The organism is Streptomyces sp. NPDC058284 (assembly GCF_042881135.1).
Classification (GTDB): domain Bacteria; phylum Actinomycetota; class Actinomycetes; order Streptomycetales; family Streptomycetaceae; genus Streptomyces.
In genome coordinates this window covers 105,973-122,995 of the sequence record NZ_JBHVYE010000010.1, presented here as the reverse complement: position 1 = coordinate 122,995, position 17,023 = coordinate 105,973, and the positions used below count along the sequence as shown (strand labels likewise).

General features: G+C 68.9%; 16 protein-coding genes. 14 read left to right on the top strand and 2 right to left on the bottom strand.

The genetic code is table 11. The features are described 5' to 3' along the window. Positions 1-191 precede the first annotated feature (191 nt). Positions 192-743, bottom strand: coding sequence for a GNAT family N-acetyltransferase (locus tag ACFVYR_RS16605; protein WP_384250624.1), 552 nt, complete (start codon positions 741-743; stop codon positions 192-194). A 97-nt stretch (positions 744-840) separates the two neighbouring features. Here ACFVYR_RS16605 and ACFVYR_RS16600 point away from each other — a divergent pair, with 97 nt between their 5' ends. Together ACFVYR_RS16600 and ACFVYR_RS16595 are read left to right on the top strand one after the other, a co-directional pair. Further along, entirely contained in the window at positions 841-2,127 is a 1,287-nt protein-coding gene (locus ACFVYR_RS16600; protein ID WP_384250622.1) for a geranylgeranyl reductase family protein, read from the top strand. A 41-nt stretch (positions 2,128-2,168) separates the two neighbouring features. Then, entirely contained in the window at positions 2,169-2,498 is a 330-nt protein-coding gene (locus ACFVYR_RS16595; protein ID WP_384250620.1) for a putative quinol monooxygenase, read from the top strand. An 89-nt stretch (positions 2,499-2,587) separates the two neighbouring features. On the opposite strand, the gene ACFVYR_RS16590 is transcribed toward ACFVYR_RS16595, so the two are convergent. Continuing rightward, on the bottom strand, positions 2,588-3,415 hold the full coding sequence (locus ACFVYR_RS16590) for a C40 family peptidase (protein ID WP_384250617.1): 828 nt from the start codon (positions 3,413-3,415) through the stop codon (positions 2,588-2,590). 760 nt (positions 3,416-4,175) lie between these two features. Between ACFVYR_RS16590 and ACFVYR_RS16585 the strand changes: the two genes are divergently transcribed. Genes ACFVYR_RS16585 through nuoL form a run of 12 tightly spaced genes read left to right on the top strand, consistent with a single transcriptional unit; the run spans position 4,176 to position 17,020 of the window. Further along, a complete protein-coding gene (locus ACFVYR_RS16585) occupies positions 4,176-4,535 on the top strand; it encodes an NADH-quinone oxidoreductase subunit A (protein WP_384250615.1) in 360 nt (119 codons plus the stop codon). A 21-nt stretch (positions 4,536-4,556) separates the two neighbouring features. Further along, positions 4,557-5,111 (top strand): NADH-quinone oxidoreductase subunit B family protein, encoded by a 555-nt coding sequence (locus ACFVYR_RS16580; RefSeq protein ID WP_365362561.1) that lies wholly within the window; start codon positions 4,557-4,559, stop codon positions 5,109-5,111. Further along, positions 5,108-5,830 carry an NADH-quinone oxidoreductase subunit C gene (locus ACFVYR_RS16575; RefSeq protein WP_384250612.1) on the top strand — a complete coding sequence of 241 codons (723 nt, stop codon included), beginning with the start codon at positions 5,108-5,110 and terminating at the stop codon, positions 5,828-5,830. The genes ACFVYR_RS16580 and ACFVYR_RS16575 overlap by 4 nt, the downstream gene beginning before the upstream one ends. Continuing rightward, complete coding sequence (locus ACFVYR_RS16570) at positions 5,830-7,164, top strand: NADH-quinone oxidoreductase subunit D (protein ID WP_384250610.1); 1,335 nt, start codon at positions 5,830-5,832, stop codon at positions 7,162-7,164. Before ACFVYR_RS16575 ends, ACFVYR_RS16570 begins: the two co-directional genes overlap by 1 nt. A 41-nt stretch (positions 7,165-7,205) precedes the next feature. Continuing rightward, on the top strand, positions 7,206-8,012 hold the full coding sequence (gene nuoE / locus ACFVYR_RS16565) for an NADH-quinone oxidoreductase subunit NuoE (protein WP_384250773.1): 807 nt from the start codon (positions 7,206-7,208) through the stop codon (positions 8,010-8,012). Further along, a complete protein-coding gene (gene nuoF / locus ACFVYR_RS16560) occupies positions 8,012-9,373 on the top strand; it encodes an NADH-quinone oxidoreductase subunit NuoF (protein ID WP_384250608.1) in 1,362 nt (453 codons plus the stop codon). Before nuoE ends, nuoF begins: the two co-directional genes overlap by 1 nt. Further along, positions 9,370-11,883 (top strand): NADH-quinone oxidoreductase subunit G, encoded by a 2,514-nt coding sequence (locus ACFVYR_RS16555; RefSeq protein ID WP_384250605.1) that lies wholly within the window; start codon positions 9,370-9,372, stop codon positions 11,881-11,883. Before nuoF ends, ACFVYR_RS16555 begins: the two co-directional genes overlap by 4 nt. Before the next feature lie 38 nt (positions 11,884-11,921). After that, positions 11,922-13,259: an NADH-quinone oxidoreductase subunit NuoH gene (gene nuoH, locus ACFVYR_RS16550; RefSeq protein ID WP_384250771.1), complete on the top strand. Its 1,338-nt coding sequence runs from the start codon at positions 11,922-11,924 to the stop codon at positions 13,257-13,259. Next, on the top strand, positions 13,252-13,920 hold the full coding sequence (gene nuoI, locus ACFVYR_RS16545) for an NADH-quinone oxidoreductase subunit NuoI (RefSeq protein ID WP_384250603.1): 669 nt from the start codon (positions 13,252-13,254) through the stop codon (positions 13,918-13,920). The genes nuoH and nuoI overlap by 8 nt, the downstream gene beginning before the upstream one ends. Then, on the top strand, positions 13,917-14,756 hold the full coding sequence (locus ACFVYR_RS16540; RefSeq protein WP_384250601.1) for an NADH-quinone oxidoreductase subunit J: 840 nt from the start codon (positions 13,917-13,919) through the stop codon (positions 14,754-14,756). The genes nuoI and ACFVYR_RS16540 overlap by 4 nt, the downstream gene beginning before the upstream one ends. Next, on the top strand, positions 14,753-15,052 hold the full coding sequence (gene nuoK / locus ACFVYR_RS16535; RefSeq protein WP_384250599.1) for an NADH-quinone oxidoreductase subunit NuoK: 300 nt from the start codon (positions 14,753-14,755) through the stop codon (positions 15,050-15,052). Before ACFVYR_RS16540 ends, nuoK begins: the two co-directional genes overlap by 4 nt. Before the next feature lie 21 nt (positions 15,053-15,073). After that, on the top strand, positions 15,074-17,020 hold the full coding sequence (gene nuoL / locus ACFVYR_RS16530; RefSeq protein WP_384250597.1) for an NADH-quinone oxidoreductase subunit L: 1,947 nt from the start codon (positions 15,074-15,076) through the stop codon (positions 17,018-17,020). The last annotated feature ends 3 nt before the right edge of the window (positions 17,021-17,023 follow it).

Here is a 17,023-nt window from a genome sequence, read left to right as displayed (position 1 = left end):
CGGGGGGCGCTGAGCCCCGCGCCGGGGGGGCCGCGCGAGGCGCGGTTGCGGCGGCGCCCCCGCCCCGGGGGGGGGGCCCGGGGGCGGGGGCCGCCCGCCCCCCCCCCCCCCCCCCCGGCGGCAACCGTCACGCCACCGCCTCGCTACAGCACTGGCCGGCTACAGCACTGGCCGGCTACAGCACTGGCTCGCTACAGCACGAGACGGAAGCAGTGCGCCACGCGTCGCGACCCGTCGTCGCCCGGGATCCGCGGGGGAGTGGTGAACGTCTCGGCGAGCTCCATGCCGAGCCGCCGCGTCACCGCGATGGAGCGGGCGTTGTCGGCGACGACCATCGCCACCACGCTCGGTACGCCCACCGCGCGCAGCCGCTCGACCGTGGCCAGGGCCGCCGCCGTCGCGTACCCCTGGCCCCAGGCCGGACGGGCGAGCCGCCAGCCGATCTCGATCTCACCGGTCGGGCCCCAGTTCCGGGGCCAGGGCTGGGCGCCGGTGAAGCCGATCGGCTCACCGGACGCGTCGAGCAGGGTCCACAGGCAGTAGCCCAGTTCGGCGTCGTGTCTGCGCTGCCGGGCGGTCAGCTCCTCGTACGTGGAGAGCTCGGCGGACGAGCCGCCGAAGAACTCCATGACCTCCGGGTCGTCGAAGAGCCGGTGCCAGACGAAGGCGTCCTCGTGGGTCGGGACGCGCAGCTGCACGTCAGGGAGGGGTGGCGCGGGCAGGGTGTCTGTCTGGTCGGTCACGTGTGGCCCTTCGGCTGGCTGATCGGTACCGCCTCATAGACTGCCCATATACCGTGCCGGTCGGCACACAGATTTCGAGCCTTGGGGAGAACCCGCCGTGACCGAGCCCCTCTCCGAACACACAGCGGACGTAATCGTCGTCGGAGCCGGACCCGCCGGTTCGACGACGGCGTACTACCTGGCGAAGGCCGGACTCGACGTACTCCTCCTTGAGAAGACCGCGTTTCCGCGGGAGAAGGTCTGCGGTGACGGGCTCACGCCCCGCGCCACCAAGCAGCTGGTCTCCATGGGAATCGACATCTCCGAAGAGGCGGGCTGGCTGCGGAACAAGGGCCTGCGCATCATCGGTGGCGGGGTGCGGCTCCAGCTGGACTGGCCGGAACTCGCCTCTTACCCGGACTACGGCCTCGTAAGGAAGCGGGACGATTTCGACGAGCAGCTCGCCCGGCAGGCGCAGAAGGCGGGCGCACGTCTGTACGAGCGCTGCAACGTCGGCGAGCCGGTCATCGACGACCGCACCGGCCGCATCACCGGTGTGCACGCGAAGATGGGCGAGGAGAAGACCCCCGTCACCTTCCACGCCCCGCTCGTCGTCGCGGCCGACGGCAACTCCTCGCGGATCTCGCTCGCCATGGGCCTGCACCGCCGCGAGGACCGCCCGATGGGCGTCGCCGTGCGCACGTACTTCACCTCGCCCCGCCACGACGACGACTACCTGGAGTCCTGGCTGGAACTGTGGGACCGCCGCGGGCCCGGCGAGGACCGGCTCCTTCCCGGCTACGGCTGGATCTTCGGCATGGGCGACGGCACGTCCAATGTCGGCCTCGGCATCCTGAACTCCTCCAAGTCGTTCCGCGAGCTGGACTGGCGCGAGGTCCTCAAGGCGTGGTGCGCCTCGATGCCGGAGGACTGGGGGTACACCCCGGAGAACATGACGATGCCGATCCGCGGCGCCGCCCTGCCAATGGCGTTCAACCGCCAGCCGCACTACACCAAGGGCCTGATGCTCGTCGGCGACGCGGGCGGCCTGGTGAACCCCTTCAACGGCGAGGGCATCGCGTACGCCATGGAGTCCGGCCAGATCGCGGCGGACGTCATCGTGCAGGCACACGCGCGTGCCACCCCCGCCCAGCGCGAACTGGCGCTGCTGAACTACCCGAAGACGCTCAAGGAGACGTACGGCGGCTACTACACGCTGGGCCGTGCCTTCGTGAAGCTCATCGGCAACCCGAAGGTCATGAAGATCGCGACCCAGCGCGGCCTGACCCACCCGATCCTGATGCGGTTCACCCTGAAGATGCTGGCGAACCTGACGGACCCGATGGGCGGCGACGCGATGGACCGCATCATCAACGGCCTGAGCAAGGTGGCACCGAAGGCGTAAGCCCAGTGGGCGGTTCGCACAGTACGGTGCAAAATGGACGCATGATATTTATTGCCGTCAAGTTCACCGTCCGCCCCGAGCACAGCGAAAGCTGGCTCGAGCGGACCGCCGCATTCACCTCCGCCACGCGCGCGGAGCCGGGCAACATCTTCTTCGAGTGGTCCCGCTCCGTCGACGACCCGAACCAGTTCGTGCTCCTCGAGGCCTTCGCCGACGGGGACGCGGGCGCCGCGCACGTCAACTCCGACCACTTCAAGGCCGGACTGGAGACGATGGGCGAGCTCATCGCCACGGTGCCGCAGATCGTGAACACCGAGATCGAGGGCAGCGGTTGGTCCGCGATGGCGGAGCTGTCCCCGAAGAACGCCTGAGAAGCCGCCTCAGGGCACGCCAAGGGCCGGAACCCCTCCCGGGGGGTTCCGGCCCTTGTTCGTGGCTCTACGGGGGCGCTAAGAGGCCGTCAGAGGACGCGCACGGCGCCCGAGGCCGGGTAACCCGACAGATCCTGGATGACAACACCCTTGCCGGGGTTGGCGGCGTCCAGGTACTGGCCGTTACCGATGTACACACCGACGTGGTACGCGGAGCCCTTGCCGCCCCAGTACAGGATGTCGCCGACCTGCAGGTTCGAGGTGCCGACCTCGGTGCCCATCGTCGACTGGTCCTGCGAGACGCGCGGGAGGTCCACGCCCGCCTGCTTGAACGCGGCCTGCACGAGGCTGGAGCAGTCCCAGGCGTTCGGGCCCGACGCGCCCATCACGTAGGCGTCGCCGAGCTGCGCCTTGAGGAAGCTGATGACCGTGCCGACGCTGCCACTGGCCGGGGCGTCGACCGTGTCCGAGGCGGAGGGGCCCGAGGAGTCGGACGTGGACTGCGTGGAGAGCGTGGTGCGCTCGGCGGAACGCGACGCGCGCTCCTGAGCGGCCTTCTTCTTCGCCGCGGCCGCGGCCTTGCGCTCGGCCTCGGCCTTCTTCTCGGCCTTGGCCTGGTCTTCCCTGGCCTGCTTGGCGGCCTTGGTGGCGGCCGCGTCCTGCTCGGCGCGCGACTCGTACGTAGCGGCGGCCTGCTGGGTGGCGTCCGCCGACTGCGCGATCTGAGCGGACAGATCAGTCGTGAGCGTGGGCATCTCGATGGTCTCGGACACCGGCTCGGCCGCGTTCGCCGTACCGGCCGCCGCGGCCACTGCCAGGGTGCTGAGGACGCCACCGGCAACTCCGGCGCGCAGGGCAATCTTCGAGGCGCTGCGACGGGGCTTCCGGTGGCTGGGTATGTGAGCGGTGTGGGACATGAGAACAACTGCTAGCAGGGACTCACGGTTCCCTTCAAGAAACGTGTGCTGCGCCACAGTTGCGATTCTCGGCTTTGAATCCCGGGCGTGTCGCTCCTTATTGACGCCGTAACGGGCAATGCGGACAGCGGTGATCACGCCTGTGATCATGGGTTTTCTGCGATACGTCCGAATTGCCCACGGTCTACCACCCGTTGAGTCCGTTGGCCAAGCCCGGCTTATTCACGGAAGTTGCCTCTGTGGCGCAGGTCACATGAGGGTGCTCTTGGGGATCTCCCTGAGATCTCCCTGAGATCTCGCCAAGGCATCCCCGGCGGCCGACGGGTGCTCGTGAATCGGTGCACGCGTCCGCGACCGCCCGGTGCCCGTCCACACCCGTCCGCCTCTCTGCCGCCAAAGTGTGAACGCGCCGCCACTATCAAGCCAGCGCGTCCAGCGCCAATTTGCGTGCAGCGGCCACCTCTTGATAGAGCGACACCTCTCCGACCAGCGGTGACGCGCTGAGATGTCACCTCTAGTGATCACTCGGGCGCTTCACGTACGAAGATCACCGCTCATCCGACTTCATGATCCTTCGTCAGGTGGTGGAGATCACAAAGCCGTTGTCGCACCCCGTGTCGCAGATCACAGACCGGCAGGCATAAGATGCGGGGCAGTTGGGCTTGTGACCTGCTTCACATGTAAGCGATCTTGGGTGGGATTCAGGGCCCGGTCCGACGTAACCGCCAACAGTCAGTGCCGACTGAGAGGAGCGAGGAGCGTGAACGCCTATGCGCCCATCCTCGTGCTGGGAGCCCTCGGGGCAGGCTTTGCGATCTTCTCCGTGGTCATGGCCACGCTTATCGGTCCAAAGCGGTACAACCGCGCGAGGCTAGAGGCCTATGAGTGCGGCATCGAGCCGACCCCGACGCCGGCCGGTGGCGGGCGATTCCCCATCAAGTACTACCTGACGGCGATGCTCTTCATCGTCTTCGACATCGAGATCGTCTTCCTCTATCCCTGGGCCGTCACCTTCGACGCGCTCGGGATGTTCGGGCTCGTGGAGATGCTGCTCTTCGTGCTCACCGTCTTTGTCGCCTACGCGTACGTATGGCGTCGCGGCGGCCTGGAATGGGACTAAGGGTCTGAGGGGTCAAAGAGCATGGGACTCGAAGAGAAACTGCCGAGCGGATTTCTGCTGACCACCGTCGAGCAGGCCGCGGGCTGGATGCGGAAGTCGTCCGTCTTCCCCGCCACGTTCGGCCTCGCGTGCTGCGCCATCGAGATGATGACGACCGGCGCCGGGCGGTACGACATGGCGCGCTTCGGCATGGAGGTCTTCCGCGGCTCACCGCGCCAGGCCGATCTGATGATCGTGGCAGGCCGGGTGAGCCAGAAGATGGCGCCGGTGCTGCGACAGGTCTACGACCAGATGCCGAATCCCAAGTGGGTGATTTCCATGGGGGTTTGCGCATCGTCGGGCGGCATGTTCAACAATTACGCGATTGTGCAGGGTGTGGACCATGTGGTCCCGGTTGACATCTATTTGCCCGGCTGCCCGCCACGCCCCGAGATGCTGCTGGACGCGATCCTCAAGCTCCACCAGAAGATCCAGGACACCAAGCTCGGCGTGAACGCGGAAGAAGCGGCCCGTGAGGCGGAGGAGGCGGCCCTCAAGGCGCTCCCCACCATTGAGATGAAGGGGCTGCTGCGGTGAGCGACGCGCACGACGAGCACCGGAACGGCACCGGCGTACCGGCCCCGCGCGACGAGGGCGGCGAGGTCATCGGCGTACGCAGGGGCATGTTCGGCGCAGGCGACGGCGGTGACACGTCCGGCTACGGCGGACTCGTACGGACCGTCACCCTGCCCGGCGCGACCTCGCGCCCCTACGGCGGCTGGTTCGACGAGACCGCGGACGAACTGGAGGGAGCCCTCGAAGAGCAGGGCCTCGTCCCGGAGAACGCGATCGAGAAGACGGTCGTCGACCGCGGCGAGATCACCTTCCACATCGCGCGCGAGCACCTGGTGCGCGTCGCCCGGACCCTGCGCGACGACCCCGCCCTGCGCTTCGAACTGTGCACGGGCGTCAGCGGAGTGCACCTCCCCGGCGACAAGGGCCGCGAGCTGCACGCCGTCTACCACCTGCGCTCGATCACCCACAACCGGCTGATCCGGCTCGAGGTCACCGCCCCCGAAACCGATCCGCACGTGCCCTCGCTCGTCACGGTCTATCCGACCAACGACTGGCACGAGCGCGAGGCGTACGACTTCTTCGGCCTGATCTTCGACGGTCACCCGGCGCTCACGCGGATCATGATGCCGGACGACTGGCAGGGATTCCCGCAGCGCAAGGACTACCCCCTCGGCGGCATCCCCGTCGAATACAAGGGCGCCCAGATCCCGGCTCCGGACCAGCGGAGGTCGTACAGCTGATGTCTGCCACTCAGGGAACCTCCCAGGCTTCCCCCCGCGAGACGACCGAGGGCACCGTATACACGGTCACCGGCGGCGACTGGGACGAGGTCGTCCGGTCCGCCGCCAAGTCCGACGACGAGCGCATCATCGTCAACATGGGCCCGCAGCACCCGTCCACGCACGGCGTGCTCCGCCTCATCCTGGAGATCGACGGCGAGACGGTCACCGAGGCCCGCTGCGGCATCGGCTATCTGCACACCGGCATCGAGAAGAACCTCGAATACCGCACGTGGACGCAGGGCACGACGTTCGTCACCCGGATGGACTACCTGACGCCGTTCTTCAACGAGACGGCGTACTGCCTCGGGGTCGAGAAGCTCCTCGGCATCGAGGACCGGATCCCCGACCGCGCCTCGGTCATCCGGGTACTCCTCATGGAGCTCAACCGCCTCTCCTCGCACCTGGTGTGCATCGCCACCGGCGGCATGGAGCTCGGCGCGACGACGATCATGATCTACGGATTCCGGGATCGTGAACTCGTTCTCGACCTCTTCGAGCTGATCACCGGCCTGCGCATGAACCACGCGTACATCCGGCCCGGCGGACTCGCCCAGGACCTGCCGCCCGGCACGGTCGACCAGCTGCGCGAGTTCGTGAAGAAGATGAAGAAGAACATCCCCGAGTACGACAAGCTCGCCACCGGGAACCCCATCTTCAAGGCCCGCATGGAGGACGTCGGCTACCTCGACCTCGCCGGCTGCATGGCGCTCGGCGCCACCGGACCGGTCCTGCGCTCCGCCGGCCTCCCGCACGACCTGCGCAAGACCCAGCCCTACTGCGGCTACGAGAACTACGACTTCGACATCCCGACCGCCGACACCTGCGACTCCTACGGGCGCTTCCTGATCCGCCTCGAGGAGATGCGGCAGTCGCTGCGCATCATCGAGCAGTGCGTGGACCGGCTCGCCCCGGGCCCGGTCATGGTCGAGGACAAGAAGATCGCCTGGCCCGCCCAACTGGCCCTCGGTCCGGACGGCCTCGGCAACTCGCTCGACCACATCAAGAAGATCATGGGCACCTCCATGGAGTCCCTCATCCACCACTTCAAGCTGGTGACCGAGGGGTTCCGGGTCCCGCCCGGACAGACGTACACGGCGGTCGAGTCGCCCAAGGGCGAACTCGGCGTGCACGTCGTCTCCGACGGCGGCACCCGCCCCTACCGGGTCCACTTCCGCGACCCGTCCTTCACCAACCTGCAGGCCATGGCGGCCATGTGCGAAGGCGGCCAGGTCGCCGACGTCATCGTCGCCGTCGCGTCCATCGACCCCGTGATGGGAGGCGTCGACCGGTGACCAGCATCCCTTCCGAGCAGGGCGCGGGCGTCAGCCTGGGCATGCCCCAACTTCCCGCCCCCGCCTACCCGGCCGACGTGCGGGCCAGGCTGGAGGTGGACGCCAAGGACGTCATCGCCCGCTACCCCGACTCCCGCTCGGCGCTCCTCCCCCTGCTGCACCTCGTGCAGTCCGAGGAAGGCCACGTCACGCGCACGGGCATGCAGTTCTGCGCCGACATGCTGGGGCTGACCACGGCCGAGGTCACGGCCGTGGCGACCTTCTACACCATGTACCGGCGCAAGCCCTCCGGTGACTACCAGGTCGGCGTCTGCACCAACACGCTCTGCGCCGTCATGGGCGGCGACGCGATCTTCGACGAGCTCAAGCAGCACCTCGGCGTCGGCAACGACGAGACGACCGAGGACGGCAAGATCACCCTTGAGCACATCGAGTGCAACGCCGCCTGCGACTTCGCCCCCGTGGTGATGGTCAACTGGGAGTTCTTCGACAACCAGACCCCCGAGTCGGCCAAGCAGCTCGTCGACGACCTGCGCTCGGGCGCCCCGGTCGCACCCACGCGCGGGGCGCCGATCTGCACGTACAAGGAGACCGCCCGGATCCTGGCGGGCTTCCCGGACGAGCGGCCCGGCGCCGTCGAGGCGACCGGCGCCGCCGGGCCCGCCTCACTGATCGGTCTGCGCCTGGCCAAGGGCGAGATGCCCCAGCCGCGCGTGGTCCACCCGCGCACGGGCGGCCCGCAGGACGAGACGCCCCCCGAACACCTCAGCTCGCACGACGCACCGCAGCAGACCTCGGCGTCCGACCCGGCCCACCCGGCAGGACCGGCCGCCGAGGAGGGGGAGTGATGACCTTGGCAGCCGAGATCGACAACGAGACCAGCCCGGAGAAGCTCCTTTCGCCGGTCCTCTCCGCCTTCTGGGACGAGGAGAAGGCCTGGACGCTGGAGACCTACCGGCGCCACGAAGGGTACGAGGGCCTGCGCAAGGCGCTCGCCATGGACCCGGACGACCTCATCGCGTACGTGAAGGACTCGGGGCTCCGGGGCCGGGGCGGCGCGGGATTCCCCACCGGAATGAAGTGGCAGTTCATTCCGCAGGGCGACGGCAAGCCGCACTATCTGGTTGTCAACGCCGACGAATCGGAGCCGGGGACCTGCAAGGACATCCCGCTCCTCTTCGCGAACCCGCATTCCCTCATCGAGGGGATCGTGATCGCGTGCTACGCGATCCGTTCGTCGCATGCCTTCATCTACCTGCGGGGTGAAGTCGTCCCCGTACTGCGGCGGTTGCACGAGGCCGTCCGGGAGGCCTACGCGGCGGGCTACCTCGGGAAGAACGTGCTGGGCAGCGGGCTCGATCTCGAACTCACCGTGCACGCGGGCGCGGGCGCGTACATCTGCGGTGAGGAGACCGCGCTGCTCGACTCGCTCGAAGGCCGCCGTGGCCAGCCGCGACTGCGTCCCCCCTTCCCTGCCGTCGCGGGTCTCTACGCGTGCCCCACTGTGGTGAACAACGTCGAGTCCATCGCATCCGTTCCCGCGATCCTCCAGCGTGGAAAAGAGTGGTTCAAGTCGATGGGCAGCGAGAAGTCGCCCGGCTTCACCCTCTACTCGCTGAGCGGCCACGTCACCAACCCCGGTCAGTACGAGGCGCCGCTCGGCATCACGCTGCGCCAGCTCCTCGACATGAGCGGCGGCATGCGGACCGGGCACCGGCTCAAGTTCTGGACGCCGGGCGGCTCGTCGACCCCGATGTTCACCGACGAGCACCTCGACGTCCCCCTCGACTACGAGGGCGTCGGCGCCGCCGGATCGATGCTCGGCACGAAGGCGCTGCAGTGCTTCGACGAGACGACGTGCGTCGTACGGGCGGTGACCCGCTGGACCGAGTTCTACGCCCACGAGTCCTGCGGCAAGTGCACGCCCTGCCGTGAAGGAACGTACTGGCTGGTCCAGTTGCTCCGCGACATCGAGGCCGGCAAGGGCGTCATGGCCGACCTGGAGAAGCTGAACGACATCGCCGACAACATCAACGGCAAGTCCTTCTGCGCCCTGGGCGACGGCGCGGCCTCGCCGATCTTCTCCTCGCTCAAGTACTTCCGCGAGGAGTACGAGCAGCACATCACCGGCAAGGGCTGCCCCTTCGACCCGGCCAAGTCGACTCTCTGGGCCGAGAGGCCCGCTGAAAGCGCGCAGGTGAACGCATGACAGTGACCACCAACAACGCTCCCTCCGGGGGCGGGGAGGCGGCGGTTCCGCCCGAGGATCTCGTCTCGCTGACCATCGACGGCATCGAGATCAGCGTCCCCAAGGGGACGCTGGTGATCCGGGCGGCCGAGCTGCTCGGCATCGAGATCCCGCGGTTCTGCGACCACCCGCTGCTCGACCCGGCGGGCGCCTGCCGCCAGTGCATCGTCGAGGTGGAGGGCCAGCGCAAGCCGATGGCGTCCTGCACCATCACCTGCACCGACGGCATGGTCGTGAAGTCGCAGCTGACCTCGCCCGTCGCGGAGAAGTCGCAGCGCGGCGTGATGGAGCTGCTGCTCATCAACCACCCGCTGGACTGCCCCGTCTGCGACAAGGGCGGCGAGTGCCCGCTGCAGAACCAGGCGATGCAGGTCGGCGACGTGGACACCCGCTTCGAGGGCAAGAAGCGGACGTACGAGAAGCCGGTCCCGATCTCCACACAGGTGCTGCTCGACCGTGAACGGTGCGTGCTCTGCGCGCGCTGCACCCGGTTCAGCAACCAGATCGCAGGCGACCCGATGATCGAACTCATCGAGCGGGGCGCGCTCCAGCAGGTCGGCACCGGTGAGGGCGACCCCTTCGAGTCGTACTTCTCCGGGAACACCATCCAGATCTGCCCGGTCGGCGCGCTGACCTCGGCGGCATACCGCTTCCGCTCCCGCCCCTTCGACCTGGTGTCGTCGCCCTCGGTGTGCGAGCACTGCTCCGGCGGCTGCGCCACGCGCACCGACCACCGGCGCGGCAAGGTCATGCGGCGGCTCGCGGCGGACGACCCCGAGGTCAACGAGGAGTGGATGTGCGACAAGGGCCGCTTCGGCTTCCGGTACGCGCAGCGCCCCGACCGGCTGACCACCCCCCTGGTGCGCGACGCCTCGACGGGTGAGCTCCAGCCCGCCAGCTGGCCCGAGGCCCTGGAGGTCGCGGCCCGCGGTCTCGCCGCCGCGCGCGGCCGGGCCGGGGTACTCACCGGCGGCCGGCTCACCGTGGAGGACGCCTACGCGTACAGCAAGTACGCGCGCGTGGCGCTCGACACGAACGACATCGACTTCCGCGCGCGCGTGCACAGCAGCGAGGAGGCCGACTTCCTCGCCGCCCGGGTGGCCGGGCGGGGCCGCGACCTCGACGGGAGCGGCGTCACGTACGCCCTCCTGGAGAAGGCCCCCGCCGTGCTGCTCGCCGGGTTCGAGTCCGAGGAGGAGGCGCCCGGCGTCTTCCTGAGGCTGCGCAAGGCCTGGCGCAAGCACGGCCAGCGCACCTTCTCCCTCGCGACGTTCGCGACCCGGGGCCTGGAGAAGGCGGGCGGCACGCTGCTGCCCGCGGCGCCGGGCACCGAGACCGAGTGGCTGGACGCGCTCGCCGCGGGGGTCGGCCTGGAGGGCGCCGGGCCCGAGGCGTCCGAGGCGCTGCGTGCCGAGGGCGCCGTCATCGTCGTCGGTGAGCGTCTCGCGGCCGTGCCGGGCGGCCTCACCGCCGCCGTGCGCGCCGCCACCGCGACCGGCGCCCGGCTGGTGTGGATTCCGCGCAGGGCGGGCGAGCGTGGCGCCATCGAGGCGGGCGCGCTGCCTTCGCTGCTGCCCGGCGGGCGTCCGGCCACCGACCCGCGCGCGCGGGACGAGGTCGCGCTCGCCTGGGGCGTCGCCGAACTCCCGCACCGCTTCGGCCGCGACACCGGCCAGATCATCGAGGCCGCCGCGACCGGCGAGCTGGGTGCCCTCCTGGTGGCGGGCGTCGAGGTCGCCGACCTGCCCGATCCCACGCGCGCGCGTGCGGCGCTCGACGAGGTCGGCTTCCTGGTCTCGCTCGAACTGCGGCCCAGCGAGGTGACGGAGCGGGCCGACGTGGTCCTTCCGGTGGCCGCGGTGGCGGAGAAGCCGGGCACGTTCCTCAACTGGGAGGGCAGGGCGCGGATGTTCGACGCCGCGCTCAAGCCGGACCAGATGACGCGCAGGCTGGCGCCGACCGACGCGCGGGTCCTGCACATGCTGGCCGATGCCGGGGACATCCACCTCGGCCTGCCCGACCTGGTGACGCTCCGCCGCGAGCTGGACCGGCTCGGCGGCTGGGACGGGCCCCACGCGACGGAACCCCTTGAGACGGGGGCCCAGCCGCCCCGGCCCGCCGCCGGCGAGGCCGTCCTGGCCGGGCACCGGATGCTGCTCGACCAGGGGCGCCTGCAGGACGGTGACGAGGCGCTGGCCGGCACCCGGCACGCCGCCCACGCGCGCGTGTCCGCGGCCACCGCGGCCGAGGTGGGCGTGAAGGACGGCGACCTGCTCGCCGTCACCGGACCGGCCGGGGCGACCGAACTCCCGCTCCTGGTCACGCGGATGCCCGACCGGGTGGTCTGGCTGCCGCTGAACTCGGCCGGGGGAGGCGTCCTTTCGGACACCGGCGCGCGCCCCGGCGATCTCGTCCGCATCGGCCCGGCGGTCCTGCCGGAGCCCATCGAGGCCCCGGAGGTGACGTCGTGACGCACACGCTGGTGCCGCTTGCGGCGGAAGACCTGTCCATGTTCGGCCGCGACCCCTGGTGGCTCGTCGCCTTCAAGGCGGTGTTCTGCTTCGCGTTCCTGATGGTGACGGTCCTCTTCGCCATCGTGTGGGAGCGCAAGGTCGTCGCCTGGATGCAGCTGCGTATCGGCCCCAACAGGAACGGCCCCTGGGGTCTGCTGCAGTCCCTCGCGGACGGCGTCAAGCTGATGCTCAAGGAAGACGTGATCGTCAAGCGCGCGGACAAGGTGGTCTACATCCTTGCCCCCGTCGTCGCCGCGATCCCGGCCTTCATGGCGATCGCGGTGATCCCCTTCGGGCCCGCGGGCAACGAAGTCTCGATCTTCGGCCACCGCACCACGATGCAGCTCACCGACCTGCCGATCGCGATGCTCTACATCCTCGCGGTCGCCTCCGTCGGCATCTACGGCATCGTCCTCGCGGGCTGGAGTTCCGGATCGACGTATCCGCTCCTCGGCGGTCTGCGCTCCTGCGCGCAGATGATCTCCTACGAGATCGCGATGGGCGCGGCCTTCGCCTCGGTCTTCCTCTACTCCGGGTCGATGTCGACGTCGGCGATCGTGGAGGCGCAGGCGGACCGCTGGTACATCCTGCTGCTGCCCGTCTCGTTCATCATCTACATCGTGACGATGGTCGGCGAGACCAACCGCGCGCCGTTCGACATGCCGGAGTCCGAGGGCGACCTCGTCGGTGGCTTCAACACCGAGTACTCCTCCATCAAGTTCGCGATGTTCATGCTCGCCGAGTACGTCAACATGGTCACCGTCTCGGCGGTCTCGACCACGCTCTTCCTGGGCGGCTGGCGGGCCCCGTACCCGGTCAGCACGTTCTGGGAGGGCGCGAACCACGGCTGGTGGCCGATGCTCTGGTTCGTGATCAAGGTCCAGCTGCTGCTGTTCTTCTTCATCTGGCTGCGCGGCTCGCTGCCCCGCGTCCGCTACGACCAGCTGATGAAGCTCGGCTGGAAGGTCCTGATCCCGGTCTCGGTCGTCTGGCTGATGCTCGTCGCCACGATCAGGGCGATGCGGAACGAGGACTACGAGTTCACCTCCATCGCGCTCTACGGCGGCGGCGGGATCATCGCGCTGCTGCTGCTCTCCGTGGTCGTGGACATCTTCCGCGACAAGCGCGAGAAGGAGAGCGCCGCCGACGAGGAGAAGCCGGTCGCCTTCGACCCGATGGCGGGCGGATTCCCCGTGCCGCCACTGCCCGGGCAGAGCCTGCCACCCGTCCCGCGACGGCGCTCGCGCCACGAGCGGGAGCTGATTGTCAGTGGTGGACCGGATACTCAAAGTGACGGAACCCGAAGTGATGGAAAGGAGGCGTCCGATGGCTGAGTCGAACCAGGAGTCACAGGAGTCACCCGAATCGAACCAATCGAAGCAGGGGTTCCAGAACCCCGTCGCGGGCTTCGGCGTGACCTTCAAGGCCATGTTCAAGAAGCGGCTGACCGAGCAGTATCCGGAGCAGCAGAAGACCACTGCTCCGCGCTTCCACGGCAGGCACCAGCTGAACCGCCATCCGGACGGCCTGGAGAAGTGCGTCGGCTGTGAGCTCTGCGCCTGGGCCTGTCCCGCGGACGCCATCTACGTGGAGGGCGCGGACAACACCGACGAGGAGCGCTACTCGCCCGGCGAGCGGTACGGCCGCGTCTACCAGATCAACTACGCCCGCTGCATCCTGTGCGGGCTGTGCATCGAGGCGTGCCCCACGCGCGCGCTGACGATGACGAACGAGTTCGAGCTGGCCGACACCAGCCGCGAGAACCTCATCTACACCAAGGAGCAGCTGCTCGCCGGTCTTGAGGAGGGCATGGTCGACAGCCCGCACTCGATCTTCCCCGGCACGGACGAGCAGGACTACTACCGTGGCCTGGTGACGGAGGCGGCGCCCGGGACGGTGCCCCAGGTCGCCTACTCCAAGGGCGAGACGCCTCAGGAGGCCGCCTCGGACTTCGGTGACGGTGAGCCGGCGTCGGAGCAGGTGATCGGCCGATGACACAGCTCGCCGCCTACTCGACCTCCACCGGCGAGGCCTTCCAGTTCTGGGTGCTCGGCACGGTCGCGGTGATCGGCGCCCTGTGCACCATCCTCATGAAGAAGGCCGTGCACAGTGCGCTCTGCCTGGCCGGAACCATGATCATCCTCGCGGTGTTCTACCTGGCCAACGGCGCGTACTTCCTGGGCATCGTCCAGATCGTCGTCTACACCGGCGCGATCATGATGCTCTTCCTCTTCGTGGTCATGCTCGTCGGCGTCACCGCCGCCGACTCCCTGACGGAGACCATCAAGGGACAGCGCTGGCTGGCCCTCCTGTGCGGGCTCGGCTTCGCGGTGCTGCTCTTCGCGGGCATCGGGAACGCGTCGATGAACGAGTTCAACGGCCTCGGCAAGGCGAACTCCAGCGGCAACGTGGAGGGGCTCGCCCGGCTCATCTTCACGAAGTACGTCTTCGCCTTCGAGATCACCGGCGCCCTGCTCATCACGGCCACCATCGGCGCGATGGTGCTCACCCACCGCGAGCGCACGGAGCGCGCCAAGACCCAGCGCGAGCGGTCCGAGGAGCGCGTGCGCGAGGGCAAGCACCTGCCGCCGCTGCCCGCCCCCGGTGTGTACGCCCGGCACAACGCCGTGGACATCGCGGGCCTGCTCCCCGACGGCACCCCGTCGGAGCTGACGGTCAACCAGACGCTTCGCGAGCGCGGCCAGATCCGTGACGTGTCGACCGAGGCGCTGGACGACCTGCGGGCGCTGGAGCAGCGCTCCGCCGACCGTCTGGAGCGGACCGACCTGCGCCGGACCGATGCCGGGCGGACCGAGGAGGCGTCGAAGTGAACCCCGTCAACTACCTGTACCTCGCGGCGCTGTTGTTCACGATCGGTGCGACCGGCGTGCTCATCAGGCGCAACGCGATCGTGGTGTTCATGTGCATCGAGCTCATGCTCAACGCCTGCAACCTCGCGTTCGTCGCCTTCTCCCGGATGCACGGCAATCTCGACGGCCAGATCATCGCGTTCTTCACGATGGTCGTCGCCGCCGCGGAGGTCGTGGTCGGACTCGCGATCATCGTGTCGCTGTTCCGTTCCCGCCACTCGGCCTCGGTCGACGACGCCAGCCTGATGAAGATGTAAGGGGTCGCAGGAACCGTGAATATGGAGAACCTTATTGCGCTGCTCGTCGCGGCGCCTCTGCTCGGAGCGGCCGTACTGCTGTGCGGCGGGCGGGCACTGGACCGCGTGGGCCACTGGCTCGGCACGCTGCTCGCGGCCGCCTCCTTCGTCATCGCCGTCGTGCTCTTCACCGACATGCTGGGCAAGGGCGCCGAGGAGCGCTCGCTGTCGCAGCACCTGTTCAGCTGGGTCCCCGTCGAGGGGTTCCAGGCGGACGTCGCCTTCCAGCTCGACCAGCTGTCGATGACGTTCGTGCTGCTGATCTCCGGTGTGGGCACCCTGATCCACATCTACTCGGTCGGGTACATGGAGCACGACGAGCGGCGCCGCCGCTTCTTCGGCTATCTGAACCTGTTCCTCGCGGCGATGCTCCTCCTCGTCCTCGCCGACAACTACCTGCTCCTGTACGTCGGGTGGGAGGGCGTCGGTCTCGCCTCGTACCTCCTGATCGGCTTCTGGCAGCACAAGCCCAGCGCGGCCACCGCCGCGAAGAAGGCCTTCCTGGTCAACCGGGTCGGCGACATGGGCCTCTCGATCGCCATCATGCTGATGTTCACCACCTTCGGGACCTTCGCCTTCGGTCCCGTCCTGGGGGCCACCGGTGAGACGTCGGAGGGCAAGCTCACCGCCATCGGCCTGATGCTGCTGCTCGCCGCGTGCGGCAAGTCCGCGCAGGTGCCGCTGCAGTCCTGGCTCGGTGACGCGATGGAGGGCCCGACCCCGGTCTCGGCCCTGATCCACGCGGCGACCATGGTGACCGCGGGCGTGTACCTGATCGTCCGCTCCGGCGCGATCTTCAACGCCGCCCCGGACGCGCAGCTCGCCGTCACCGTCGTGGGCGCCGTCACGCTCCTCTTCGGTGCGATCGTCGGTTGCGCGAAGGACGACATCAAGAAGGCCCTGGCGGGCTCGACGATGTCCCAGATCGGGTACATGATCCTGGCCGCCGGCCTCGGCCCCATCGGCTACGTCTTCGCGATCATGCACCTCGTGACGCACGGCTTCTTCAAGGCCGGGCTCTTCCTCGGCGCCGGTTCGGTCATGCACGGCATGAACGACGAGGTCGACATGAGGAAGTACGGCGGCCTCAGGAAGTACATGCCGGTCACCTTCGTCACCTTCGGCCTCGGCTACCTCGCGATCATCGGCTTCCCCGGCCTGTCCGGCTTCTTCTCCAAGGACAAGATCATCGAGGCGGCGTTCGCCAAGGGCGGCACGGAGGGCTGGATCCTCGGCTCGGTGGCGCTCCTGGGCGCGGCCATCACCGCGTACTACATGACGCGCGTGATGATCATGACCTTCTTCGGAGAGGAGCGGTGGCGCAACCGGCCGACGGCCTCCCCGGACCAGCCGGACGTCGAGCCCGCGGCGGAGCACCGCGGCGCGCACGAGGAACCGCACCCGCACGAGTCCCCGAAGTCCATGACCATCCCGATGATCGTGCTCGCCTTCGGGTCGGTGTTCGCCGGCGGCTTCTTCAGCATCGGCGACCGCTTCATGCACTGGCTCGAGCCGGTCACCAAGCACGACCACGGTGACTCGCCGCTGAGCGCGGCCACGGTCACGGGCGCCACCATGGTGGTCCTCGTCATCGGCGTCGCCCTCGCCTACGTCCAGTACGGCCGCCGGCCCGTCCCGGTCACCGCCCCGCGCGGCTCGCTGGTCACCAGGGCCGCCCGCCGCGACCTCCTCCAGGACGACTTCAACCACGTCGTCCTGGTCCGCGGCGGCGAGCACCTCACGCGGTCCCTGGTCTACGTCGACCACACCCTGGTCGACGGGGTCGTCAACGGCACGGCGGCCTCGGTCGGCGGCCTCTCGGGCCGGCTGCGCAAACTGCAGAACGGCTACGCCCGCTCCTACGCGGTCTCGATGTTCGGCGGCGCTGCGGTACTCATCGCCGCGACCCTGCTGATGAGGGCGGTCTGATAC